This is a genomic window from Bradyrhizobium sp. CB1015 (genome assembly GCF_025200925.1).
Taxonomy (GTDB): Bacteria; Pseudomonadota; Alphaproteobacteria; order Rhizobiales; family Xanthobacteraceae; genus Bradyrhizobium.
The window spans coordinates 6,226,628-6,251,697 of the sequence record NZ_CP104174.1 but is presented as its reverse complement, the minus strand read 5'-3'; the positions used below and the strand labels follow the sequence as shown (position 1 = coordinate 6,251,697).

Here is a 25,070-nt window from a genome sequence, read left to right as displayed (position 1 = left end):
GTAGCCCGGATGGAGCGCCGCGAAATCCGGGGGACCTGTCCGCACGCGCAGGCTCCCGAATTGCACCAACGGGCGGCGCTTCGCGCCGACCGTTGGCTCCATCCGGGCTACGAAGTTCAACTGCTTGGAATCGAAAAGGCCGGACGCTCCCTCCTTGCGTCCGGCCTTTCCGCGACGAAGACCGCGGTTTCGCTTACTTCGTCACCTGACCGCGGATCTCGCCGCCCGGGTTCGCCGCGGTATGGATGTTGATGTAGTACTTGCCGCCGAGCAGATCGGCGGCCTGCGCGTCCGTGAGCGTCGCTTCGCCCTTGACCGGGCTCGAGGCCGCATTCGGGATCGCGACGGCGACGCCGGCGTTCTTGCCGGCTTCGGCAGGCCCGTGGAAATGCGCGGCGGTGGCGGGGCCCGAGAGGCCGGAATAGGTGACGGTCCAGGACAGCTTCTTGCTGGCAGCGTCGTAGTCCAGATCGGCCGTTCCGGTGGCGCTGCTGGTGTTGGCGGGGACTTCGGATTTGGCGTCCAGCGTTGCCTTCAGTTTCTCCGCGCTGGCCGGGGCGGCGAACGCAACGGCAGCTCCGAGTGCCAGTGTGGCAAAAACGACTTTGGTCATGGGTCTCTCCCTGTTGACGCCTGATTGCTTTTCAAACAGTGCGTCATGCGGTTTATTCCGGCATTACAGCCGGACCGGCTAAAATATTCGTGGCTGGATCGGGCGCGGCATGACCCTTAAGTTCGCGCGCTCACGATGGAATGATTGAATGCTGCGACGAATGCTTCTTGCCGCCCTGATCGCCGCCGCCGCGGCGTTCGGCCTGCATTGGTGGTTGACCGCCCCGGCCGCGCTGGCCTTGCCGGCGCCGACACGCAACCCCGATCTCGCCAACGGGCAGGAGCTGTTCAACGTCGGCGGCTGCTCGTCATGTCATGCGGTGCCGAACCAGCCCGATCGCCTGCGGCTCGGCGGCGGGCTGGCGCTGGGCTCGCCGTTCGGGACGTTCTACGCCCCCAATATTTCCCCGGATCCGGCCGACGGGATCGGCCGCTGGAGCGAGGCTGATTTCGTCAACGCAGTGACGCGCGGCATCTCGCCCGCGGGCACGCACTATTTCCCCGCGTTTCCCTACACGTCCTATCATCTGGCCAGCATCGACGACGTCCGCGATCTCTTCGCCTATCTGAAGACGCTTCCGCCGGTGTCCGGCAAAGTGCGCGACCACGCGCTGCCGTTTCCGTTCAACATCCGCCGCAATGTCGGCATCTGGAAATTGCTGTTCATGGACACCGAGCCGTTCGTCGCGGACGCCGCACGCTCGCCGCAATGGAATCGCGGGGCCTATCTCGTGAACGGTTTCGGTCATTGCGCCGAATGCCACAGCCCGCGCAATGCGCTCGGCGGCATCATCGCCGGCCAGCGCTTTGCCGGTGGGCCCAATCCGGAAGGCGAGGGCTGGGTACCCAACATCACGCAGCAGGGCATCGGCAGCTGGAGCGAGAAGGATATCTCGGATTTTCTCGAGACCGGCGACATGCCCGAGGGCGACAGCGCTTCGGGCGCGATGCGGCCGGTGATCAAGAATCTGGCGCAACTGACCGCGGAAGACCGCGACGCGATGGCCACCTATCTGAAGTCGCTGCCGCCGGTGCAGGGACCGACACCGCCCAAGCGCAAGGAGGGCGGCTAGCGCAGCCGGCGCGCTTCGGCCGTTGTTCGGCGCATGACCTAGCCTGTGCCGAACGCCTTGAAGGTGATGATGGTGAGGGTGTCCTGGATGCCCGGCAGCACCTGCACCTTCTCATTCACGAAATGGCCGATGTCGGTATCCTTGTCGACGTAGAACTTCACCAGAAGGTCGTATTGGCCGGCCGTGGAGTATATCTCGGAGGCGATCTCGGCTTCGGCAAGCGCATTGGCCACCGTATAGGACTGGCCGAGCTTGCATTTGATTTGGACGAAGAAAGGAACCATCGCGGGCACTCCGAAAGCGGATCTCGCGGCTAATAGGCCAAAACCGGCCGGATTTAGCAAGCGAACATGCGGCTCCTCCGCGGCGCATTCGCAGCGCTAGGATGGGACCACCGCTGCGGCCAATGCATCCCTGAGCCGCTGGGCGAGCTCGACCTTGCGGTAGGGCTTGGTCAGCACGATCGCTTGCGCCTGCGCGCGGCCGTGCTCGACCAGGGTCTCCAGCGCGTAGCCCGAGGTGAACAGGACCGGCAGGCCGGGACGCAGCCGCCGCGCCTGATCGGCGAGGTCCCAGCCGCTCATGCCGCCGGGCATCACGATATCGGTGAACAGCAAGTCGATGCCGGGATCGCTCCGCAGCTGCTGCAGGGCATCCTTGCCGTTGACCGCGGCAGCGACGCGATATCCGAGCGCTTCCACCCGGCGAATGACGGAGGAGCGGACGAACGGATCGTCCTCGACGATCAGGATCGTCTCGTAGCCTCGCGGCGCGGTGTCCTCGCCGTCGGGAAGATCGGCCTGCGACCCGCCGGTGTTCGCGCGCGGCAGGTAGATCCTGACCGTGGTTCCAAGGCCTGCCTCGCTGTAGATCGAGACGTGGCCGCCTGATTGCTTGGCAAAGCCATAGACCATGCTGAGGCCGAGGCCCGAGCCCTTGCCGGCCTCCTTGGTGGTGAAGAACGGCTCGAATGCGCGTGCGGTGACCTCGGGCGTCATGCCTTCGCCGTCATCGGTGACCGAGATCAGGGCGTAGCTGCCGGGTGCGACCTCCGGGTGAAGGGCGCGATCATCGTCGATCGTGACCAACTCCGTGGCCAGCGTGAGATGGCCTCCCGACGGCATGGCATCCTGCGCATTGAGCGCGAGGTTCAGCACGGCGGATTCGAGCTGGGCGCGGTCGGCAAAGGCCAGGACCGTGCCGGGCCCGGAGCTCGTCCTGATCTCGATGTCTTCGCGCAAGGTGCGCTTGAGCAGCTTGAACATGGAATCGAGCAGGCTGCGGCAATCTATCGTCTGAGGCCGCAGCAATTGGCGGCGGCTGAAGGCGAGCAGGCGCTGCGTCAGCTCGGCGCCCTGTTCGCCCGATTGGCAGATGTCGTCGGCAAAGCGCCTGAGGTCCGGCCTTGCCTTGAGCTGCTCGCTCAGGTGCTCGGCATTGCCGATGATCACGGTCAACAGATTGTTGAAGTCGTGCGCGATGCCGCCGGAGAGCTGGCCGACCGTCTCCATCTTCTGCGCCTGCTGGAGCTGCTGCTCGGTCAGCTTGCGCGCGGTGAGGTCGTGGACGATGCCGACGAAGATCAATTCGCCGTCCTGCCGCGCCTGGCCGACCGACAGGTCCATCGCAAACGTCGTGCCGTCCTTGCGCAGGCCGATGGCCTCGCCGCCGGTCGCGAAATGCCGCGCCTGGCGGTCGGGCGCCGCATCCGCCTCGGGCATCAGCATGCCGACGTTGCGGTTCATCACCTCGTCTGCGCGGTAGCCGAACAAGCGCTCGCAGGCCGGATTGAACAGCAGGATGCGGTCCTGCGCGTCGAGCAGGATGACGCCGTCGACCGCGGTCTCGACGATCGCGGTGAGGCGCGCCACGCTCTCGCGCATCGCGCGCTGGGCGTCGCGGACCTGCTGCAGCAGCAGCGTGGCGTCACGGCTCTTGATTTCCTCCTCCTCGAGCGCGGCCTGAACCTGTCGCAGCTCGAACGGCGAGGGGATCGCCAGGATCTTCGGCAATAGCGGCCAGAGCGCAGCGGCGGTGAACACCGACGCGACCGCCGTGGTCGCCTTGACCATGCCCTCGATGCCATAGACCGGAACCCACAGCGTGTAGATCGACAGCACGTGAGTCAGGCCGCAGGCCATGATGAAGATCGCGAACGCCCAGTAGACCCAGCCGAACTTGAGGTCGCGCCGCTTGGTGACGAGAATGGCGAGGGCGAACGGAATCGAGAAATAGGCGGCGGCAATGCAGGCGTCGGAAACGACATGAAGCCAGATCAGCTCAGGCTCCCACAACAGGCAAATGCCGTGCGGCGACAGCATGGACGAGTCGAGGAGACGTTCGAAGAAGGCCCACATCGTTCCACCCCAGGAGTCAGTTCAGATGGCCGGGCCGGGGCGGCCCGCAACATGGGGTCGCTGGACGGTTCCACCACCTGACGTCTCGCCTAACCGGCGAAGCACGCTAAGGTACACGACTATACCAAGGGTCCGGCGCGGTTGCATTTTCAAGCCCGCATCATTGCGGGCCTTTGGCCGCGCTGTGTCCGACTGATTCGCGAGGTGCGCAATTGATTCGCGAATCACGCTTGGCGGCGCCTCGGCGCGCTTGCTGGCGTTCCACGGTCGCGCTAGGACAGGCCATGGCGGCGTCCTCAAGCACATGTCTCCCGCGATGACGACCCCGGTCGCACTCACCATCGCCGGTTCCGATTCGAGCGGCGGCGCCGGCATCCAGGCGGACCTGAAGACCTTTGCCGCGCTCGGCGTCTACGGCGCCTCCGTGATCACGGCGCTGACGGCGCAGAACACGCGCGGCGTGACCGGCATTCACGCGGTGCCGGCCGGGTTCGTCACCGAGCAGATCGACGCGGTGTTCTCCGACCTCGACATTGGTGCGGTGAAGATCGGCATGGTGGCCCAGGCCGCCAGCATCGATGCCATCGCGGCCGCGCTGTCGCGCTGGGCGCCGCGGCACGTCGTGCTCGATCCCGTCATGGTGGCGACCTCCGGCGACCGCCTGCTGGCCGCTGAAGCCGTCGATGCCCTGCGCACCAGGCTGATGCCGCTGGCCGCCGTGATCACGCCGAACCTGCCGGAGGCTGCGGCCCTGCTCGATGAGCCGGTGGCGGCGAGCGAGGCCGAGATCGAAAGCCAGGGGCGCCGCCTGCTGGCGCTGGGCTGCCGCGCCGTCCTGATCAAGGGCGGGCACGGGGAGGGCGCCGAGAGCACCGATTATCTCGTCACTGCCGAGACCACGATCGCGCTCGCCGCGCCGCGCGTGGCCACCCGCAACACCCATGGCACCGGCTGCTCGCTGTCCTCCGCCATCGCGGCGGGGCTGGCCAAGGGCGAGAACCTCGAGGCCGCCGTGCGCAACGCCAAGGCCTGGATCAGCGCCGCGATCGCTGCCGCCGACCGCTTCAGCGTCGGCCAGGGCCATGGGCCGGTCCATCATTTCCACAACTTCTACTGAGGCGGGGCCCCGCGGAAGCGCTGCCGTTCAGCCCGTTCAGCACAGCGGCCCGTTTCACCCTCCCCTGGAGGGCAGGGCAATCGCATATGGCGACGTCTCCCCTGTGGCCATCCTTCGAGACGCCCGCCTCCGACGGGGGAGGGTCGGCTCACATTGAGCGCAGCGAGATTTGAGACGGGGTGGGGTGAAGGTCTCTCCGCGTCTGACAGTGCCCCAGAGGAGAGATCACCCCACCCCGCTCGCGCTACGCGCGATCGACCCTCCCCCTCCAGGGGAGGGTAAGAGTTCAACTTGGCCTCCGGGTCTTGCCCCTGCGGCGCGATGTCGCCTGATTGTCGCATGCGACTGATATTCGCGGGCTGGGCGAGGCAAAGCGTGATTCGTATTTGAAGGTGCCTCGAGGTTCAATCGGTCATCCCCCTGTCACGGGACATTGTTACAGGCTGGCGCATGGGAAGTTACGATGTGAGTGACGAGAGCCCGGAGCGGCGCTTTCGCACGTTGTTCATCTCCGACGTCCATCTCGGAGCCCGCGGCTCTCAAGCCGATCTTCTGCTCGACTTCCTGCGCTACCATGATGCCGACACGATCTATCTCGTCGGCGACATCGTCGACGGCTGGGCGCTGAAATCGAGCTGGCACTGGCCGCAATCGCATAACGACCTCGTCCAGAAGCTTTTGCGCAAGGCGCGCAAGGGCGCCAAGGTCATCTACATTCCCGGCAATCACGACGAGTTCCTGCGCAATTATTACGGCACGCATTTCGGCGGCATCGACGTGGTCGAGAACACGGTTCACACCGGCGTCGACGGCAAGCGCTATCTCGTCATTCACGGCGACATCTTCGACCTCGTGGTGCAGAACGCGCGCTGGCTCGCCCATCTCGGCGACAAGGCCTACGACTTCGCGATCCAGATGAATCGCCTGGTCAACTTCTTCCGCCGCCTGTTCGGCGTGCCCTATTGGTCGCTGTCGCAATGGGCCAAGCAGAAGGTCAAGAACGCCGTCAATTATATCGGTGCGTTCGAGCAGGCACTCGCCGCCGAGGCACGGCGTCACGAGGCCGACGGCGTGATCTGCGGCCACATCCACTACGCCGTGATCCGCGACGAGGCCGGCATCCGCTACATGAATTGCGGCGACTGGGTGGAGAGCTGCACGGCTCTCGTCGAACACGACGACGGCCACTTCGAGATCATCACCTGGGCGGATCAGTTGCGGAAGCCGGCGCAGGTGCCACAGGTTGCGGCAAGGGCGGCCTGATGCGCATCCTGGTCGCGACCGACGCCTGGCACCCGCAAGTCAACGGTGTGGTTCGGACGCTGACCAAGCTCGCGGACGCTGCCAAAGAGCTCGGCATCGAATTCTCGTTCCTGACGCCGCAATCGTTTCGCACCTTCGCCATGCCGAGCTATCGCGACGTCCGTCTCGCCATGCCGCGCCCGGCGCGGATCGCAAGGCTGATCGAGGAAGCGCGCCCGGACAGCATCCACATCGCGACCGAAGGGCCGATCGGCCTGATGGTTCGCCGCTATTGCCGCCAGCGCAAGCTGCCGTTCACCACCAGCTTCCATACCCCCTTCCCCGAATATGTCCGCGCCCGCGTGCCGGTGCCGGGCTCGCTGATCTGGCGGGCGCTGCGGCGCTTCCATGCGTCCAGCCGCGCCGTCATGGCGGCGACGCCTGCGCTCGCGCGCGAACTGACCGAGCGCGGCTTCGACAATGTCGTGCTGTGGCCGCGCGGCGTCGACACGAAGTTGTTTCACCCCCGCGTCATCGATCTCTGCCTGCCGGCACCTGTGTTCCTGTCGGTCGGCCGGGTGGCGGTAGAGAAGAATCTCGAGGCGTTCCTGGACCTCGACCTGCCCGGCACCAAGGTGGTCGTCGGCGACGGCCCGGCGCGCGCCTCGCTGGAAGAGGCCTATCCCGACGCGATCTTCCTCGGCGAGAAGCACGGTGAGGAACTGGCGGATATCTACGCGGCCGCTGACGTGTTCGTGTTCCCGAGCAAGACCGATACGTTCGGCCTGGCCCTGCTGGAGGCGCTGGCGAGTGGTCTGCCGGTCGCGGCTTTCCCCGTGAAGGGGCCCCGCGACGTGATCGGCGACGCGCCGGTCGGCGCGCTCGACCACGATCTGCGTAGCGCCTGCTTCGCCGCGCTCGACATCTCCCGGCAGGACTGCGTCGCGTTTGCCGCCAATTACACCTGGGAAGCCTCGGCGCGGGTCTTCATCGACAGCATTCTGGCGGTCGGGGCGGTGCTGCCGGGCCGTAATGGCGCGGAACAGCCGCGTTTCGTGGCCTAGAGCTATCTCGATCCGATGGATCGAAATAGCTCCAGCTTCTTGTTTTGACGCGTTTTCTTCACGCGAACCGGGATCCACTTTGCTCGAAAACGCTACGGAGGTGTCTTGCCCGGGCCTGATCGGCCGCGATAACATTCCGCCATGACCGAACAGCTCCTTCCGGTCGGCCCTGCCGACATCGATGCCGCAGCGCGCGTAATCGCGCCTTACGCCATCCGCACCCCGCTGTTGTCCTTTCCCGTGCTCAACGAGCGTGTCGGCGCCAAGGTGTTCCTGAAGCCGGAGATGCTCCAGCGCACCGGCTCGTTCAAGTTCCGCGGCGCCTTCAACAAGGTGTTCTCGATCCCGCAGGACAAGCGCGCCGGCGGCGTCGTCGCGTTCTCCTCCGGCAACCACGCCCAGGGCGTGGCTGCGGCGGCAAAGATCCTCGACATGCAGGCCACCATCGTGATGCCGGCGGACGCCCCGCTGTCGAAGCGCGAGCGCACCAAATCCTACGGCGCCGAGGTCGTGCTGTACGACCGCGACAAGGACGACCGCGAGGCGATCTCGCGCGGCATCGCCGAGAAGCGCGGCGCGACCCTGGTCAAACCCTATGACGATCCGTTCGTGATCGCAGGGCAGGGCACCGCCGGCCGCGAGATCGCCGAGGACATGGCAACGCTCGGCCTCAGCCCCGACATCGTGGTGGCGCCGGCCTCCGGCGGCGGCCTGATCGCGGGCGTCGCCACGGCCGTGAAGGCGCGCTATCCGCAAGCCGAGATCGTGGTCGCCGAGCCCGAGGCCTTCGACGATCACGGCATTTCACTCAGCGCAGGCCATCGCGAGCCGCATCCACCGGCCGGCCGCACCATCTGCGATGCGCTGATGGCCCTGATGCCCGGCGAGATGACGTTTGCGATCAACAGCAAGCTGCTCGCGCGCGGCGTCACGGCTTCCGATACCGAAGTCGGCGCGGCCGTCGCCTTCGCCTATCGCGAGCTGAAGCTCGTGGTGGAGCCCGGCGGCGCGGTGGGTCTTGCCGCGCTGCTCGCCGGACGCCTCGACGTGACGGGGAAGAACGTCGTGATCGTGCTGTCAGGCGGCAATGTCGACGCGGATCTGTTCGCCGAGCTGGTGGCTTAGCCGCATTCCGGGGCTCGCGGAGCGAGAGCTATGATGCGCAATTGCACATCTGAGAATCCATAACCACAGCCTGGGATTATGGATTCCGGGCCTGCGCCTTACGGCGCATCCCGGAATGACGACGTCTAATAGCCGACATGAAGAAGGGGCAGAGCGTTTCCGCTCTGCCCCTTTGTCGTCTCGCTCGCCGCAATCAGTGCATGAAGCCGCCGCGACGGTTGCCGCCATTGCTCATGCTGGGCGCCTGGTTCATCGACTGCCGGAAGTTGGTGTTGCTGCTGACCATGCGGTTCGGCACCGTGTTGAGCTGCGGACGGCTCGTCTGCACGTTGGTCTGCACCTGCACTCTGCCAACCGGGATAGTGTTGGGCTTCACGATGCCGGTGTTGCCGTTGTTGATGCGGATCGGCTGGTTCTGCGTCTGAACATTGACCGGCTTCACGTCGATCTTGGTGCCGGGATTCAGCGGCACGCTCACGGTCTTGCCAGAAGAGCCGTTGGTCGTGCCGACATTGTTGCCGCCGTTCTGCGGATTGTTGGTTGCAGGCAGCGTCACGATCTTGCCGATGCCGACCTTGCCATTGGTCGTGTTGGTCGGCGCGGGCAGGGTGACGATCTTGCTCGGGGTCTGCGAGGGCGTGCCGTTCTGCTGGTTCGGCTGGTTGCTGCCCGCAGGCAGGGTGACGATCTGGCCGCCATTGCCGAGCTTGCCGATGACGTTGCCGTCGACCGGCTTCTGCACGACCGGCAGATTGCCGTTCACCTGCACGCCATTGCCCTGCTGCAGCGGCATGTATTTGGGCTGGCCGAGATTGCCGATCTTGATCGTCGGGGCAATGTTCTGCGGCGCCAGGAACTTGGTCGCCTGCATCAGGGGGATCTGCTTTGGCTGCGCCTGCAGCTTCAGCGCAACCTGCGCATAGGGGCTGTTGCCGTAGCTGTCATAAAAGCTCTTGTAGGCGAGCGGCGAGTTGGCGAGCACCGCCTTGTGCCAGGCCTGCGAGATCAGGAGGTTCTTGAGCAGCCAGCGGATGTGGTCGCACAGCGGGTCGTGCGGATACATCTGGATGAACTCCTGATAATATTCCGGACGGCCCTCGGACACGACGTAGTCATAGGCCTGGCGCGTCGAGCGGCTCGGCAAATTGGAGGCCATCTGCACGACCGGCGTATTCACCGGCGCGCGGTTGGCGGCAACCGCAGTGTCACCGAAGAACGTGAAGTCCGAGGTCAGCGACGAGCTTTCCCACGGGATCTGCGCGCCGCTGGTGGTCTGGTTGACCTGCAGACGCACGCGCTTGAACAGCTGCTCGATCGGCACGTTGGGCTCGCGCGCGATGTTCAGGAAGGCCTGTGTGTAGGGGCTGTGGCCGTTGGTGCCGTCGAGCGCCTCAGTGCCCGGCGCGGTCGAGTAGCCGACGATCGAGCCGTTCGGCGCATCGACGATGGCGAGGCCGCGGCCGGCGTCGTTGACTTCGGGGAACGGATTGTTGCGGCAGGCATCGAGGATGACGATGCGCATCCGGCTCGGGATCGTCTCCAGCGTCGACATCACGTCGACGAGACGCACCGAATTGTTGACCAGCTCGGTCGGGCTGGAGACTTTGGCATCGACCGGAACGAGATAGTTCTCGCCGGCGAGCTGCACGCCGTGACCGGCGTAATAGACCATCGCCACCGTGTTCGGACCGCGCGAGGCGACCTTGGCGGAAAAGTCCTGGACGACGCGGAGCATGTCGTTCTGGGTCAAGTCGGTCGCGGCGACCACTTCGAACCCGGCGGAGTTGAGGAACTGCGCCATCGACTGCGCGTCATCGTCGGGGTTCGCAAGCTGCGGCGCGTTCCGGTAGTTCGCATTGCCGATCACCAGCGCCACCCGCTGCTCCGGACCTTGAAGGGCGGTGGGGGCGGGCTGCACCGGGGCAACTTGCGCGGAAACGGGCCCGCAGGCGAAGCCGAACAGGCTTCCCAACAGGCTCGCTGTCATGAAGAAGGGCTTTAGGCGGAACATGGCGTGCTCCTCTGGCACTCATCTCGATGCGAGATTGGTTGGGAGCCAGCATGACCGCGTTCGACCCCTGCGGTCCGTGATCCCTATCACCATGGCCGCCTGCGTGATCTGAATCACGCTCGGAACCTGCTATGGTTACCGATCGATTGGGAGGAACCGCCGTCACATGCTGAAATCGATCGATCCGCTCCTGACCCCAGACCTGCTCTGGCTGCTCGCCGCGATGGGCCATGGCGACGACCTCGTTTTCGTCGATGCCAATCACCCCGCCACCCACATCGCGCGAAGCACCTCGTCGCAACGCCTGATCCAATTGCCGGGCATGACGATGGAGGTCGCCATCCGCGCCATCATGTCGGTCTATCCGCTCGACGATTTCGATCCCGATCCGGTGCGTGTGATGATGCCGGTCGACGATCCCGACCGCGTGCCTGACGTGCAGCGCGCCGTGCTCGCCGAGATCGAGCGCGCTGTTGGCCGCGCCGTTGCACCCGGTAAGCTCTCGCGTTCGGATTTTTATCGCGCGGCGGCGGCAGGCTTTGGCGTCGTGCAGGTCGGTGACAGCAGGGGCTATGGCTGCTTCCTGATCCGGAAGGGCGTGATCAGCTAGCGCAGCTGCATTCGATCGACGCATCGCGTGATTGACGCGGATGCGACATCGTGTGCGATGCTCCCGCGCGACCATCTGCCAGCACTCGAATTTGAATGGTCTTCCGGCAGGCGAGCGTCTATCGTCGATCCATGTCTCGCCTTCTGTGTCTATTCGTTGCTGTCGTCCTGTCGCTGCTGCCTGTTGTCGCGCCCGCCGAGCCCGCGCAAAAGCGTCCCAAGCCGGTCTGGAAGGGCTACGGTTTCTTGCCGGGCTATCGGCAGCCGCTCAGCAACAGCATCCCGCTCTACAAGCAGAAAGACGCCATGCGCCGCCTCGCGCGGACTGAACGCCGCCATTGGTACATCGATCCGGTTCCGCAATATTATCGCTGGGACGGCGAGTGGCACTATTTCGGCCGTCCCGGATTCAACGGCGGCCGCTACAACGGCGGCAGCTTTGGCCCGTGCTGGACGCGCACGCCGATCGGGCCGATCTGGAATTGCGGGTGATCGCGCGGCGGTCAGGGAAAGCTGCGGACGACCTCGATCGGTCCGACGATTGCGGCATTGAACGCATCGAGGTCCTCGGCCGGAATCCAGTACTCCAGATGTGAGCGTCCGCCCGCTTCCTGCACATCGTATTTTTCGATGAAGCTGCGCTTGACTGCACAACGGGTCACGAAGCCCGATCCGTTCGCCGGGACATTCCAGTCCCGCGCGATCTTGACGGCGTAGTCTTCGGTCAGCACAGGATAGAAGATCGGCTGGTCAGGCAGGCGCGGCGGAAACGCGCGCATGCCCGATTGCTGGATCAGCTCCAGCTCTTAAGGGCGACGGCCCGGCTGCATCGGGGCCGTTCATCCTTCGAGGCTTCGCTTACGATGCGTGCGCATCGCAAGCTTCGCGCCTCAGGATGACGGAATTGATAGGTGGGCAGCGCGCGCGCCCCTTACGAAAAGAACGCGATCTTCTCGGCCTGGGTCATGCGGCGGATGGGGGCGAGCGGGTCGTTGGCTGGTGCGCGCGGTTTTTGCAGGATGCCGCTGGCGAGGATGGTGGCGCCGAGCGAGGCGTCGGGCATGGACGCGGGCAGGGGCGAAGGCATCGGCAGCGTTGCAGCCGGTGCTGCGGCGAATGATGCTGCGGCCGTCATGGCCGGAGCCTGCTGCTCCATCACCTCGGCGGCGGCTTCCGCGATGGCGTCGGTGAGGCGGGCGAGCGAGTCCAGCGCGATCGGCGCGTCCGCGGCGGGCTCTTCGGCGATGGCTGCGACCGGCTCGGCTGCGACCGGCTGCGGATGCACCGTCGCAATGGGCGCTACGACATCCGACGGTACCGGCTCCATTGTTGCGGCGGCGATCTCGGCCGGCGCGATGATCTCGTCGAAGTCGGGATCGGGCGCGGCCATCTCCATCGCGATGGCCTCGAGGATGGCTTCGTCCTCGGCCTCGGCTGCGGCGTCGAGCGAGAACTCCTCGCTTGCTTCCGTCAAGGCCTCCGGCTCAGCGGCCGGCTCTTCAAACGCGACGGCTTCGAGCTCGGCACCATCGGGCACGACGTTGTCGAGCGCCGCGCTCTCGGCAGGGATCTGGCTGTCGGCCGCGATCTCCCGTGCGGCAGCCGCGTCCACGGCCTGCTCGGCGATGGCAGAGGTCTCAGCGGCGGCCGTTGCTTCGACTTCCGGAGCTGCGGCGATCTCTTCGCGCGTCTCCGTAAATGCCACGGGGGCTTCGCTCGCCATCGCCGCAGGCGCCGTCTCGATAGGCGAGGCTTCTTCGACGGAGGACTGCGCCGGAGCCGGCGCCGCCTGCGGCGTTGCGCCGCCGTCGAGCTGCTCGACCCGATCCTTCAACAGATCGAACGCAGCCTTGAGCTCGACGCGGGGGTCGATGGTGGAAATTTGCCCGCAGGCGGCCTCGATCGAGGCCAGCTGCGAATCAATGAGGTCGCAGATTCGCCCGTCGGCGCCGATCTCGCGCCAGCGCCAGGAGATCTCCTTGATGATGCGCACCCCGCGCGGGATCGGCGCGAGACTCGCCTCGATCGCGCCGGGATCGAACGCGGCAAGTGCGATCGTCTCGGCCTCGCGGATGGCGCGGCGGATCTCGACCAGCGCTTCGGGCAGGCGGTCCTCGACGACCGGTTGCCGCTGTGCCGCAAGGGTTTCCTCGATTCTGGCGACCGCATCCAGCACCATGCTTGTGTCGGCATTGCGGTTGCGCTTGGCATACTCGCCGAGGAACCAGCGGCCGCGCGCGGTCTCCATGAAGGCTTCGCGGATCGCTTCGTAATCCTGCTCGTTCGGCTCCGCCGCGCGGGCAGACATGGGCGAGAGGGCGAATGCTTCGTTGGCCATGACAATCTCGTCGCGCAAATCAGTGCGCGTTACTGTAACGATCACCACGATATCGACCGAATCGCAATTGGTTTGATGCAGTCCGAATTACAAATCCCCATCGCGGCAGCGACGAAGCGGCGATTCGCCGTGAGCCTCGCCGTGTTCTATTCGGCCGTTTTCGCGGTCTCGGGCACGCATCTGCCGTTCTTCCCGGTGTGGCTGAAGGCAATCGGCATCGATGCGGCCTGGATCGGGCTCATCAACGCGCTGCCGGCGATCACGCGCTTCACCACGCTGCCGCAAGTGACCGCCTTTGCCGAAAAGCGGCAGGCCATTCGCGCCGCCATGATGGTGTCGGTGCTGGCCACCGCGATCGGATTTACCGCGGTCGGCCTGCAGCAGCAGCCGCTGGCGCTGTTCCTGATCTACGCGCTGACCTGCATGATGTGGACGCCGACGATGCCGTTGACCGATGCCTATGCGCTGCGCGGCGTCGCCCGTTACGGGCTCGACTACGGACCGCTGCGGCTGTGGGGCTCGGCGGCCTTTGCCGCCGGCTCGCTCGCCTGCGGCTATCTCGTCGACAGCATCGCCGCGCGTGACCTGATCTGGGTCATCGTCGCATGGGCCGTCGTTGCGGTTCTCGCCAGCCTGCTGCTTCAACCGCTGGACGATCTCAGGCGGAGGACGCCGGAGCGGCATGCCGGCAAGGCACTGCTGCGCGATGCCGGCTTCTGGGCCGTCATCGTCTCGGCGGCGCTGATCCAGGGCAGCCACGTCGCCTATTACACCTTCTCGGCCATCAACTGGCAGCTCCATGGCATCAGTGGGCTGACCATCGCGGTGCTGTGGACGCTGGGCGTAATCGCCGAGATCGTCGTGTTCGCACTGTCGCCGCGCTTCTCGCTGCATCCGTCCACGCTGATGGCGATCGGCGGCTTGATCGCCGTGCTGCGCTGGATCATCACCGCCAGCGAGCCGCCGCTCGTGCTGCTCGCGATCGCCCAGCTCGGCCACGGCTTCAGCTTCGGCATGACCATCCTCGGCACCATGAACCTGCTGGTGCAACGCGTGCCTTCGCATCAGATCGCGCGCGGGCAGGGCTATTACGCCGCCTGCAACGGGCTGCTTGGCGCCGCGACCTCGATCGCCTCAGGCGCGATCTATGCCCGCATCGGCGACGATGTCTATTACGTCATGGCCGCGATGGCCGCTGGTGGCGCGCTCCTGATCTGGTCAGCGCGGCATCGCCTCATCACCGCTCAGCCCCAGAGCGAAGCGTCCGGCGGGTAGACCAGGCTGCCGTCATAACGCAGGCCGTGGTCGCGGTCGCGCGCGAGCAGCAGCGGGCCGTCGAGATCGACGAAGCGCGCCTGCGGCGTCACCAGCATCGCAGGCGCCATCGACAGCGAGGTTGCGACCATGCAGCCGATCATGATCTCGAAGCCGAGCGCCTCGGCAGCATCGGCCATGGCCAGCGCCTCGGTGAGGCCGCCGGTCTTGTCGAGCTTGATGTTCACGGCGTCGTAGCGTTCGCGCAAAGGCGCAAGCGACTTGCGGTCATGCACGCTCTCGTCGGCACAGACCGCCAGCGGACGCCTGATCCGCGCCAAGGCTTCGTCTCTGCCAGCCGGCAGCGGCTGCTCCACCAGGGTGACGCCGGAAGCGGCGCAGGCGGCGAGATTGGCTTCCAGATTGGTCTCGGTCCAGGCCTCGTTAGCATCGACGATCAGCTCGGCTTCAGGGGCGGCCTTGCGCACGGCCGCGATGCGCTCAGCATCGCCATCGCCGCCGAGCTTGATCTTGAGCAGCGGCCGGTGCGCCGCCTTGGCGGTCGCCGCGGCCATGGCCTCGGGGGTCCCTAACGAGATCGTGTACGCCGTGGTGCGCTCCCCCGGGGCCGGGCGGCCCAGCAGGTTCCAGGCGCGCAAGCCGGCCGCCTTGGCCTCGAGGTCGATCAGGGCGCAATCCAGGGCGTTGCGGGCCGCGCCTGATGGCATGGCGGCCTGCAGGGCCTCTCGCGTCAGCCCGCTTGCGACGGCCTCCTGCATGGCCTGGATCGCGGCCAGCGTCGCCTCCGGCGTCTCGCCGTAGCGGGGATAGGGCACGCACTCGCCGCGGCCGGTCAGCCCGGCCCGGCTGACCTCCGCCACGACGGTGACGGCCTCGGTCTTGGCGCCCCGGCTGATGGTGAAGCTGCCGGCTATGGGAAAGCGCTCGATTCGCATCGCCAAAGCTGCAAATTTCATGGAAGTCATTTTGAACTCTGGCGAAATCTGAACCTGCTAGTTACCTCTAGCAACTAACATTAACCACTTGGGGATACCTTCTCTGGTAAGGGCGCGTGCGCAACCATCTGATTTTCTCCGCCCCGGCACGGGAGCGGACATGAGTGGCGATCCGAAGCTGGAACGGATTGCCAGGGGCAACGCGCTGGCACTGTGCGCCACCGGCACCTGGACGGCGAGCTTTGCGCCGGTCCTGGAGCGGATGGTGACTGAGGCCGAGAAGCTCGCTGGCACCCCGCAAAGCATCTTCATCGACGTCTCCGAGGTCGCCAAGCTCGATACGTTCGGCGCCTGGCTGATCGAGCGGCTGCGCCGCAGCCTGACCAAGGGGCCCGTCGAGGCCCAGATCGCGGGCCTCTCGGCCAACTATTCCAGCCTCGTGGACGAGGTGCGGCGGGTCAGGGCGACGGCCGTGGTCGACAGCAACCCTATTACCATTTCCGGCATGCTGGAGCAGATCGGACGGGCCGTGGCCGGCGTCGCCGGCACGGTGGCGGGCCTCGTCGACATGCTCGGCGCCGTGCTCGCGGCGTGGTTTCGTGTTCTGTTCCATCCGCGGTCGTTTCGCCTGACCTCGACCGTGCACCACATGGAGCAGGTCTGCTGGCGCGCGGTGCCGATCATCGTGCTGATCACCTTCCTGATCGGCTGCATCATCGCGCAGCAAGGCATCTTCCATTTCCGCCGCTTCGGCGCCGACATCTTCGTCGTCGACATGCTCGGCGTCCTGGTGCTGCGCGAGATCGGCGTGCTGCTGGTCGCGATCATGGTCGCCGGCCGCTCCGGCAGCGCCTACACCGCCGAGCTCGGCTCGATGAAGATGCGGGAGGAGATCGACGCGCTGCGCACCATGGGGTTCGACCCGATCGAGGTCCTGGTGCTGCCGCGCATGATGGCGCTGGTGCTGGCTTTGCCGATCCTCGCATTCCTCGGCGCGATGGCCGCGCTCTATGGCGGCGGCCTGGTGGCCTGGCTCTATGGCGGCGTTCAGCCGGAAGCGTTCCTGCTGCGCCTGCGCGATGCCATTTCGATCGATCATTTCATCGTCGGCATCGTCAAGGCGCCGGTCATGGCCGCCGTGATCGGCATCGTCGCCTGCGTCGAGGGCCTCGCCGTGCAGGGCAGCGCCGAATCGCTGGGTCAGCACACAACCGCGTCGGTGGTGAAGGGCATCTTCTTCGTCATCGTCATGGACGGCATCTTCGCCATCTTCTTCGCCTCGATCGGGATGTGACGATGGCAGGCGAGATACAGGATCCGATCATCCGCGTCCGCGACATCACCGTGCAGTTCGGCGCCACGCGCGTGCTGGACGGGCTCAACCTCGACGTCAAGCGCGGCGAGATTTTGGGATTTGTCGGCCCCTCCGGCGCGGGCAAGTCGGTGCTGACGCGCACCATCATCGGCCTGGTGCCGAAGGTCGCAGGCTCCATCGAAGTATTCGGCGTCGACCTCGATTCCTCCAGCGCGTCGCAGCGGCGCAACGTCGAGCGGCGCTGGGGCGTCTTGTTCCAGCAGGGCGCGCTATTCTCCTCGCTGACCGTGCGGCAGAACATCCAGTTTCCGATGCGCGAATATTTGCGCGTCTCGCAGCGGCTGATGGACGAGATCACCATGGCCAAGCTCACCATGGTCGGCCTCAAGCCGGAGGTCGCCGAGCGTTTCCCGTCCGAGCTCTCCGGCGGCATGATCAAGCGCGTGGCACTGGCGCGCGCGCTGTCGCTCGATCCCGACCTCGTCTTCCTGGACGAGCCGACGTCGGGCCTCGACCCGATCGGCGCCGGCGACTTCGACGAACTGGTCCGGACCCTCCAGCGCACTTTGGGGCTGAGCGTTTTCATGGTAACCCACGACCTCGACAGCCTATACACAGCATGTGACCGCATCGCCGTTTTAGGGAACGGTAAGATCATTGCGGCAGGGTCGATCGCCGACATGCAGGCCTCGCAGCATCCCTGGCTGAGGCAGTATTTTCATGGCAAGCGCGCCCGCGCGGTCATGGGTTGAGTAGCTGGGTTGATAGCCGGAGCACCTGATGGAAACGCGGGCGAATTACGTTTTGATCGGCTCGTTCACGCTGGCGGTGATCGCCGCGGCGATCGGCTTCGTGCTGTGGTTTCAGTCGTTGCATACCACCAAGCAGCGCAGCCCGCTTCGCGTCGTGTTCGAGGGCCCGGCGGCGGGCCTGCGCAACGGCGGCAGCGTCAATTTCAACGGTATCAGGGTGGGCGAGGTGGTCTCGGTGAAGCTCGACAACCCGCGGCGGGTTGTCGCACTCGCCATGATCGAGAACAATGCCCCGATCCGCAAGGACACGCTGGTCGGCCTCGAATTCCAGGGCCTCACTGGCGTAGCCGCGATCTCGCTCAAGGGCGGCGACGAGGCCGCGCCGGCGCCGCCGCTCGATCAGGACGGCATCCCGACGCTGACGGCCGACCCCAACAAGCTGCAGGACGTCACCGAGGCGATCCGCGCCACGCTGCAGAACGTCAACAAGATTGTCGCCGACAATCAGGAATCGGTGAAGAACTCGCTGAAGAACCTCGAGACCTTCACCAACTCGCTGGCGCGCAATTCCGAGAAGATCGACGCCGTGATGGCCAAGGTTGACGGCGTCATGCTCAAGGCCGACAACCTCATGCTCGGCCTCAACACGCTGGCCGGCGGCAAGGACGGCGGCGAGCTGTTCCAGGCGGTGAAGTCGATCCGCGAGCTCGCCGACGATTTCGACAAGCGCTCCGGCGCATTGATGGCCGACGGCCGCCGCACCCTCGGCGACATCAGCCGCGCCGTGAACAATTTCGATCGCAACCCGACCCGCGTCCTGTTCGGCGCCAGCAATTCATCCCAGCCCGCCCCGCCGCCCGAGCCGCCGAAGCCCGCGCCCACCGCGAGCGGCAGGCGGTAGGAAAGCGGGAGCGTTCGCGCGAGAGGAGAGAGTGTGCATGCTCTCTCCACCCGTCATTGCTTCGTCGCAAGAGCTCCTCGCAATGACGAGCTTGTAGGAGTCAGCTGCGTAGCCCGGATGGAGCGAAGCGCAATCCGGGAAACTTGCCCCGCATTCCGCTTCGCTCCATGCGGGCTACGATTGCCCAAACAAAACGGAGGCCGTGAGGCCTCCGTCTTCATTGCTGCTCGTTGCTATCGGCCGCTCACCCCAGCCGGCCCGCCGCGTGCGCGAGCAGGGTGTACACCAGGCCCGTCTCCGAGATCAGGTGGCTGCGCAGCTCCTGCGGGCCGCGGCCGTCGCGGGCGACTTCGTCGAGCAGGCGCTCGAACTCGGCGACGTAGCGGTCGACCGTGCCCTTGAAGTTGCGGTCGGCGCGGTACTTGCGGGCGACCTCGTCGAAGGCCTTCTGGCCGGCGGGCGTGTAGAGGCGCTTGGTGAAGGCCTTGTTCTCGCCGCGCTGGTAGCGATCCCACATCTCGGCCGCGAGGTTGCGGTCCATCAGCCGGCCGATGTCGAGCGACAGCGATTCCAGCGGATTGCTGCTCGCCTGCGGCGCCTGCGGTTGCGGCGCGGGTGCCGCGCGGCCACGGGGAGCCTGACCGGCCGGCGCGCCCTGGTTGGCGTCGGTGCGGTTGAGCAGGTCCGACAGCCAGCCGTCACGGCCCTGGTCGTTGTTGGCGGGCGCGACCGGCGGCGCTTCGGTGCGGCGCGCGGCCGGTATGCCGAGGTCCGGTGGCGGCAGCGTCGAGGCGCTGCCGATGTCGCGCATGCGGGTCTCGGGAGCCCGGCCGCCGACGGCCGCCAGCACCGGCTCTTCCTGGCGCTGCACGCCGGCGCGGCCCGCGGTGGTGACGTCGAGCCCGCGGCCGTGCTGGGCCACGATGCGGTTGAGCTCGGCGAGCGCCTCGATCTGGTCGACGATCACCTTGCGCATCTGCGCCGTGCTCTCGGCGGCTTCCTGCGGCATCTCGAGCACGCCGCGGCGCAGCTCGTTGCGGGTGGCTTCGAGCTCGTTGTGCATCTCGAGAGCCATCTGCTTCATGCTGGCGACGAGGTTGGTGAACTTCTCGGTCGACTGCTTGAACATCGCATCCGCCTCATCAGTGGTCTGGCGGTAGATGTCGTGCATGGCCTCGATCGTTTGCCGGTGCTCCTCTTCGGACGCCGCGCGCACCGCCTCGAACTGGCGGGTGATCGCGGCCGAGCCGGCGCCGGCGGTCTCGGCGACGACGCGAGCGATGTCGCGGGCGCGCTCTTCGGCGGCCGCCAGCGATTCATCGAGCAGGCCGGTGAAGCGCGACAGCCGCTGGTCGAGATCGGCCGTGCGCAGGTCGATCGTGGTGACGAGCGATTCCAGCGCCTGCTTGCGCTCGGCGAGCGAGGCGGTGGTGTTCTTGTTGCTCTGCTCGACGACCTGCGCGGCCTCGACCAGCGCCTGGCCGTGCTTGTCGAACTGGACCGACAGCTCGCCGAGATCCTGCAGCGCCTTCGTGGTCTTGCTGTTGAAGACGTTGAGCTGCTCTTCCAGATTCTGCGTCGCCGCGCCGTTGCGCGAGGTGACGTCGTTCATCGCCGAGACGAAGTCGGCGACGCGGGTCACCAGCGCCCGCTCGAGCGAGTTGAGGTTGTCGTGCGCACCGGTCAGCACCTCCTGGAGCAGGATGTTGCCTTCGCGCAGGCGCTCGAACAGGGCGACCGTGTCGGTGCGCAGGATCTTGCTGGTCTCCTGCATCTCGGTGACGGCTGCAATGGAGACCTGGCGCGACTGGTCGATCGCGGAACGCGAGGACTGCTCGAGATCCTTGAGCGACTTGGCTACCGCGCTGGTGGCGACCTCGCTTGCCGCGTTGATGGTGCGGGCGACTTCCGAGCCGTTGCCCATCATGGTCTGCGAGAAGGCCTGGCCGCGCGTCTCGATCGACTTCAGCGCGTCGGAGGTGACGCGGTCGATGTCGAGCGTGAGCTGGCTGGTCTTCGAGCCGATCGCGTCGACCAGCGCACCGCGCTTGGCGTCGATCATGTTCGACAGGCGGTCGGCCTGCTGCTGCACATAGGTGACGATCTCGTCGGTCTTGCCGGTCATGGCCTGGCCGAAGCTGGAGCTGGCGGCGAGCACCGAACGCTCGACGTCGGCCGAGCTCGACTTGACGCGCGAGCTCGCCTCGTTGGAGGCGGAGATCAGCGCGTTCTGGGCGTTGAGCGCGCTGGTCTGGATGTCGTTGGTCGCGTTGGCGGTGGCCGCGCTCAGCGTGCGCTCGATCTCGGTCGAGATCGTGCGGATCTGGCTCGCGGCGTCGGCCGAGGTCGACGTCAGCGAGATCTGGGCCTCACGCGCGCTGTTGAGGATGGTCGAGGCGGTGTCGGCGCCGACCGCGGTCAGCGTGCGCTCGATATCCGTCGTCAGCGACTTGATCTGGCTCGCCGCGTCGGTCGAGGCGGAGATCAGCGTGCCCTGAGCCTCGCGAACGCCGCTGGTGAGCGCCTCAATGGTGGCGCCGCCGGCGGTCGCCAGCGCGCGCTGCATCTCGGCGGCGAGCGAACGGACCTGGCTGGTCTGCTCGGCCGAAACCGCGAGCAGGGTGCTCTGGGCGTCGCGGGCGCTGGTGGTGATCGTCTCGGCGGTGGACTGCCCGACCTGCGAGAGCGAGCGATGCACTTCGGCCGCCAGCGACTTGACCTGGCTCGCCGCGTCCGAGGACGCCGTCACCAGCGTGCTCTGGGCCTCGCGGGCGCCGCTCATGATGGTTTCGGCCGTCGAGGTGCCCGCCATCGTCAGCGAACGCTGCACGTCCGAGGACAGCGCCTTGATCTGGTTTGCGGTCTCGGTCGAGGCCGCGATCAACGTGCTCTGCGCATCGCGGGCGCCGGCGGTGATCGACTCCGCCGTGGCGGTGCCGGCCATCGACAGCGAGCGCTGCACGTCGGCGGTGAGTGTCTTGACCTGGTTGGCCGCATCCGAGGACGCGGTGACGAGGGTGGTCTGCACCTCGCGGGCGCCGGCCAGGATCGAGGCCGCGGTGGCAGAGCCCGCCGCCGACAGCGTGCGCTCGACATCGGCCGCGAGCCCCTTGATCTGGTTGGAGGCTTCGCCCGAGGCCGCGACCAGCGTCGACTGCGCTTCGCGGGCGCTGGTCAGGATCGAGTTCGCCGCACCGGTGCCGACCGCGGTCAGCGCCTGCTCGACCTCGGCGGAGGTCATCTTGAGCTGGGCGTTGACGTCCGAGGAGACCGTCAGCAGCGACTGCTGGGCGGTGCGCGCGCCGGTCTGGATGGTCTCGCTGGTGTTGACGACGAGGTTGGTGAGCGAGCGCTCGGCGTCCTCGACATGCGAGCGGATCGCGGTCGAGATCATCTCGGCGCGGGACATCATGTCCTCGCTGGCCTGGCGTCCGCTGCTTTCGATGCGGCCGGCGACGGCCTCGACGCGCGAGCCGAGCAGGTCCTCGAACTGCGCCACGCGCACGTCGATGTCGCTGGCGACCGAGCCGACCTTGGTCTCGATGGCCTGCTGGATCTCCTGGAAGCGCGCCGTGACCGTGTCGGTCAGATGCGTGCTGCGGCCGTCGATGAGCTCGGTGACGCCGGTGATGCGGCGGTCGACCGCCTCGATCGCCTGCGCGGTGCCGTCGGTGAGCGTCGAGGTCAACAGCGTCAGGCGCGTGTCGACCGACTGCACGGCCTGCGATGCGCCGTTGGTCACGGCGGTGGTCAGGTAGGTGAGGCGGGAGTCGATGGACTCGAGTGCCTGCGTCGCATTGCCCGTTAGCGTCGCCGTGAGGTGCGTCAGGCGCGTATCGATCGTCTGGATGGTCTGCGATGCGCCATCGGTCAACGACGTTGTAAGGTGATTCAGGCGTGCATCGATCGTTTCGATGGCCTGCGACGCGCCGCCGGTCAGTGACGTCGTGAGGTGGGTGAGGCGGGAGTCGATCGACTGGATCGCCTGCGCGGCACCGTCCGTCAGCGAGGCCGCCAGCGTGTTGATGCGTCCGTCGATGGTTTCGGTCATCGACTTCGCGCGGCTGTCGAACGACTGCTCGAGTGCGGCGACGCGGCCGACGAGCTGCTCGTCGAAGGTCCTGATGTGGCCCTCGATGGTGCCGTCGAGGCTGGCGATCTTGCCGTTCAGCGAGGCGTCGATAGTGCCGACGCGTTCGCCGATCGTGGTTTCGAACTCCGCGAGGCGCTGGTCGAGCACCGCCGTGATCTGGCCGCCGTTCGACGTGAATCGGGAGTCGAAATTGTCGACATAGGTCTTCAGCGTCTCGGCGATGTCTTGCGTGCGCTGGCCCATGCGCTCGACGATCTCGCCGCCGAAGGTCTTCACGGTGCGGTCGAACTCGGAGATGTGGCGGGTGATCAGCGCGCCCAGCGTGCCGGAGTCGCGGGCGAACTTCTCGACCAGCTCGGTGCCCTGGTTCCTCACCAGCTCGTCGAAGGCGCTCATCTGCAGCGACAGCGAATCGTGCGCGGTCTCGGTCTGGCTGACGACCTTGGCGACCAGGGAGTTGACGGTGGCGTCGAGCGCTTCGCTGGCTTTGTCGCCGCTCGTCATGATCTGGCCGGCGAGGCGGTTGCCGGCGTCGTCGATCTTGGCGGAGATGTCGTTGGAACGCAGCTCGAGCTCGAGCAGCAGCGAGTCCGACGAGTTCTTCAAGGAATCGTGCACAAGCTCGGTACGCTCGGAGATGCCGTCGACGATCGCGGCGGAACGCTGCTCGAATTCGCCGGTGATGCGGTCGATGCGCTCGTTCAGCATCTCGTGGACGCGGTCGGCGAGGTCGACGAACTCGTCGTGGACGTGGCCGGTCTTGAAGTTGAGGCTGGTGGTCAGCCGCTCGCTGGCGTCGAGCACGGCGCGCGTGGTCTCGTTGCTGGCTTCCTCGAGACGATCGAGCAGGTCGCCGCCGCGTTCGCCCAGCGCCAGGATCATGTTGTCGCCGGCATTGCTCAGCGCCTGGGTGATGTGGGCGCCGCGTTCTTCCAGCGCGCCGGTGATGGACTTGGCGACCTCGTCGACGCGGGAGGCGATCGCGTCCGAGATCAGCGCGATGTCGTGGCGCAGGTCGATCTGCACGCCGGAAATGGCGCTGCGAACCTGCTCGGCCTGGCCGACCAGGTTGTCGCGCTGATGCGCGATGTCCTGGAGCAGGGCACGGATGCGAACCTCGTTGTCGCTATAGGCGCGTTCGAGCGCGGCGACCTCGTTGGCGACCAGCGTCTCGAGCTCGCCGGCGCGCGCGATCGCGCGCTCGATGCCGTCGCCCATCGCCGCGACCTCGCGGCGGATGGCCTGGCCGACGGTGACCATGGAATCGGCGGCCGAGCCTTCCGGCTCGGAGAAGCGGATCGCGACCTGCGCCATCGCCTGCGCGATCATGCGCATTTCCTGGCCGCGCCAGACGAGGCTGGCGAGGAAGTAGAACAACATGATCGGTGCGAAGAACATCGCAACGAGGCCGGCGATGACGAGCACGCCGCCGCTCTGGCCCATGGCGGCCTGGATCGAGGGCAGGAAGCCGACGGTCAGCGCGGCGCAAGCGGCGAGCCAGATGCCGGCGAAGATGGTGGCGAAGGTGTAGACGCTGCGGGCAGGGCGGCCCTTCTGCAATGCCTGGAGCAGCTGGCCGATGGTCTCGCGGTCGTCATTGGCGGCGCGGCGCGCGGTGCGCGGCTCTTCGATCGGGTCGAACACGGTCGACCGTTCGTTGGCGGCGGGGCGCGGTTCGAAGTTCGGCTCGTCGAAGACCGGGGGCGTGGCGGGCGGCACCGGGGGCGCCGTTTCGTTGCGCATTGCGGCGTTGCGGCTGGTATCGGCCGCGGTGTCGCTGATGTTCAGGGCTTCCTGGATCGCAGAAAGCGCAACTTCTGTAGGGTCTTTGACCTTTTTCGGAGTGTTCGCCATGTTCAGTCCGAGCCCTCGTTACTTGTACGCGTCCCCCCGCGAGCCCTGCGCGCGGCGCAAGCCCACAGACCGGATCATGCCGCTTGCGCGGATCTCCGAGCCGTCCCCCACCCGGACGGCTTGTCCGCCAATTTCTGCAACATCCTATTGGCAGAGCGTCGCGAATGAAATGCCCGCGATTAAGACATTCTTAATCATCGTTAACAGGATCGGGCCGTAACGCCTTAGCAATCAATGGAATTCTCCACTGGACTCGGCCGATTGCGGCAACTTTTCGTCAATAAACCGGCGGATCTGCGTCAAATCCCCCAAACATTTCGTTAACCATTTCCATGCTTGGGTGAGGGGAACCTGACCGCCGGACCGGCGGACGTCGCGCGATGCCGGGGCCCTGCGC

Annotated in this window: 19 protein-coding genes; 11 read left to right on the top strand and 8 right to left on the bottom strand. The window is 66.3% G+C overall.

Annotated features, from left to right (window positions below):
* Positions 1-193 precede the first annotated feature (193 nt).
* Positions 194-613 (bottom strand): CHRD domain-containing protein, encoded by a 420-nt coding sequence (locus tag N2604_RS29365; RefSeq protein ID WP_260371534.1) that lies wholly within the window; start codon positions 611-613, stop codon positions 194-196.
* A gap of 148 nt (positions 614-761) precedes the next feature.
* On the opposite strand from N2604_RS29365, the gene N2604_RS29360 reads away from it, so the two are divergent.
* A complete protein-coding gene (locus tag N2604_RS29360) occupies positions 762-1,685 on the top strand; it encodes a cytochrome c (RefSeq protein ID WP_260371533.1) in 924 nt (307 codons plus the stop codon).
* A gap of 38 nt (positions 1,686-1,723) precedes the next feature.
* On the opposite strand, the gene N2604_RS29355 is transcribed toward N2604_RS29360, so the two are convergent.
* Together N2604_RS29355 and N2604_RS29350 are read right to left on the bottom strand one after the other, a co-directional pair.
* Positions 1,724-1,969 (bottom strand): Lrp/AsnC family transcriptional regulator, encoded by a 246-nt coding sequence (locus tag N2604_RS29355; RefSeq protein ID WP_018642903.1) that lies wholly within the window; start codon positions 1,967-1,969, stop codon positions 1,724-1,726.
* Positions 1,970-2,065: 96 nt separating this feature from the next.
* Positions 2,066-4,006: a PAS domain-containing sensor histidine kinase gene (locus N2604_RS29350; RefSeq protein WP_260371532.1), complete on the bottom strand. Its 1,941-nt coding sequence runs from the start codon at positions 4,004-4,006 to the stop codon at positions 2,066-2,068.
* A 352-nt stretch (positions 4,007-4,358) separates the two neighbouring features.
* On the opposite strand from N2604_RS29350, the gene thiD reads away from it, so the two are divergent.
* The 4 genes from thiD to N2604_RS29330 all read left to right on the top strand — a co-directional run bounded on the left by thiD (position 4,359) and on the right by N2604_RS29330 (position 8,590).
* The gene (gene thiD, locus N2604_RS29345) at positions 4,359-5,159 is read left to right on the top strand and encodes a bifunctional hydroxymethylpyrimidine kinase/phosphomethylpyrimidine kinase (protein WP_260371531.1); all 801 of its coding nucleotides are present in this window, start codon (positions 4,359-4,361) and stop codon (positions 5,157-5,159) included.
* A gap of 450 nt (positions 5,160-5,609) precedes the next feature.
* Positions 5,610-6,422 carry a UDP-2,3-diacylglucosamine diphosphatase gene (locus N2604_RS29340; RefSeq protein ID WP_260371530.1) on the top strand — a complete coding sequence of 271 codons (813 nt, stop codon included), beginning with the start codon at positions 5,610-5,612 and terminating at the stop codon, positions 6,420-6,422.
* Positions 6,422-7,465: a glycosyltransferase family 1 protein gene (locus N2604_RS29335; protein WP_260371529.1), complete on the top strand. Its 1,044-nt coding sequence runs from the start codon at positions 6,422-6,424 to the stop codon at positions 7,463-7,465. Before N2604_RS29340 ends, N2604_RS29335 begins: the two co-directional genes overlap by 1 nt.
* A gap of 141 nt (positions 7,466-7,606) precedes the next feature.
* Positions 7,607-8,590 carry a threonine/serine dehydratase gene (locus N2604_RS29330; protein ID WP_260371528.1) on the top strand — a complete coding sequence of 328 codons (984 nt, stop codon included), beginning with the start codon at positions 7,607-7,609 and terminating at the stop codon, positions 8,588-8,590.
* A gap of 193 nt (positions 8,591-8,783) precedes the next feature.
* On the opposite strand, the gene N2604_RS29325 is transcribed toward N2604_RS29330, so the two are convergent.
* Entirely contained in the window at positions 8,784-10,601 is a 1,818-nt protein-coding gene (locus N2604_RS29325; protein ID WP_260371527.1) for a caspase family protein, read from the bottom strand.
* 166 nt (positions 10,602-10,767) lie between these two features.
* On the opposite strand from N2604_RS29325, the gene N2604_RS29320 reads away from it, so the two are divergent.
* The gene (locus N2604_RS29320; RefSeq protein ID WP_260371526.1) at positions 10,768-11,211 is read left to right on the top strand and encodes an RbsD/FucU family protein; all 444 of its coding nucleotides are present in this window, start codon (positions 10,768-10,770) and stop codon (positions 11,209-11,211) included.
* A gap of 131 nt (positions 11,212-11,342) precedes the next feature.
* A complete protein-coding gene (locus N2604_RS29315; protein ID WP_260371525.1) occupies positions 11,343-11,702 on the top strand; it encodes a hypothetical protein in 360 nt (119 codons plus the stop codon).
* A gap of 11 nt (positions 11,703-11,713) precedes the next feature.
* Here N2604_RS29315 and N2604_RS29310 read toward each other — a convergent pair whose 3' ends face one another.
* Positions 11,714-11,989 (bottom strand): hypothetical protein, encoded by a 276-nt coding sequence (locus N2604_RS29310; RefSeq protein WP_260371524.1) that lies wholly within the window; start codon positions 11,987-11,989, stop codon positions 11,714-11,716.
* Positions 11,990-12,141: 152 nt separating this feature from the next.
* Positions 12,142-13,548: a hypothetical protein gene (locus N2604_RS29305; RefSeq protein ID WP_260371523.1), complete on the bottom strand. Its 1,407-nt coding sequence runs from the start codon at positions 13,546-13,548 to the stop codon at positions 12,142-12,144.
* A gap of 75 nt (positions 13,549-13,623) precedes the next feature.
* Here N2604_RS29305 and N2604_RS29300 point away from each other — a divergent pair, with 75 nt between their 5' ends.
* A complete protein-coding gene (locus N2604_RS29300) occupies positions 13,624-14,823 on the top strand; it encodes a major facilitator superfamily domain-containing protein 6 (protein ID WP_260371522.1) in 1,200 nt (399 codons plus the stop codon).
* Here N2604_RS29300 and dgcA read toward each other — a convergent pair.
* Positions 14,793-15,788, bottom strand: a complete 996-nt coding sequence (dgcA, locus tag N2604_RS29295) for an N-acetyl-D-Glu racemase DgcA (RefSeq protein WP_260371521.1) — start codon at positions 15,786-15,788, stop codon at positions 14,793-14,795. The two genes, N2604_RS29300 and dgcA, sit on opposite strands and share 31 nt — an antisense overlap.
* Positions 15,789-15,918: 130 nt before the next feature.
* Between dgcA and N2604_RS29290 the strand changes: the two genes are divergently transcribed.
* Genes N2604_RS29290 through N2604_RS29280 form a run of 3 tightly spaced genes read left to right on the top strand, consistent with a single transcriptional unit; the run spans position 15,919 to position 18,726 of the window.
* Positions 15,919-17,052 (top strand): ABC transporter permease, encoded by a 1,134-nt coding sequence (locus N2604_RS29290; RefSeq protein WP_260371520.1) that lies wholly within the window; start codon positions 15,919-15,921, stop codon positions 17,050-17,052.
* A gap of 2 nt (positions 17,053-17,054) precedes the next feature.
* Positions 17,055-17,825 (top strand): ABC transporter ATP-binding protein, encoded by a 771-nt coding sequence (locus N2604_RS29285; RefSeq protein ID WP_260371519.1) that lies wholly within the window; start codon positions 17,055-17,057, stop codon positions 17,823-17,825.
* Between the two features lie 28 nt (positions 17,826-17,853).
* Complete coding sequence (locus N2604_RS29280; RefSeq protein WP_260371518.1) at positions 17,854-18,726, top strand: MlaD family protein; 873 nt, start codon at positions 17,854-17,856, stop codon at positions 18,724-18,726.
* A gap of 244 nt (positions 18,727-18,970) precedes the next feature.
* On the opposite strand, the gene N2604_RS29275 is transcribed toward N2604_RS29280, so the two are convergent.
* Positions 18,971-24,673 (bottom strand): negative regulator of septation ring formation, encoded by a 5,703-nt coding sequence (locus N2604_RS29275; RefSeq protein WP_260371517.1) that lies wholly within the window; start codon positions 24,671-24,673, stop codon positions 18,971-18,973.
* Positions 24,674-25,070 lie beyond the last annotated feature (397 nt).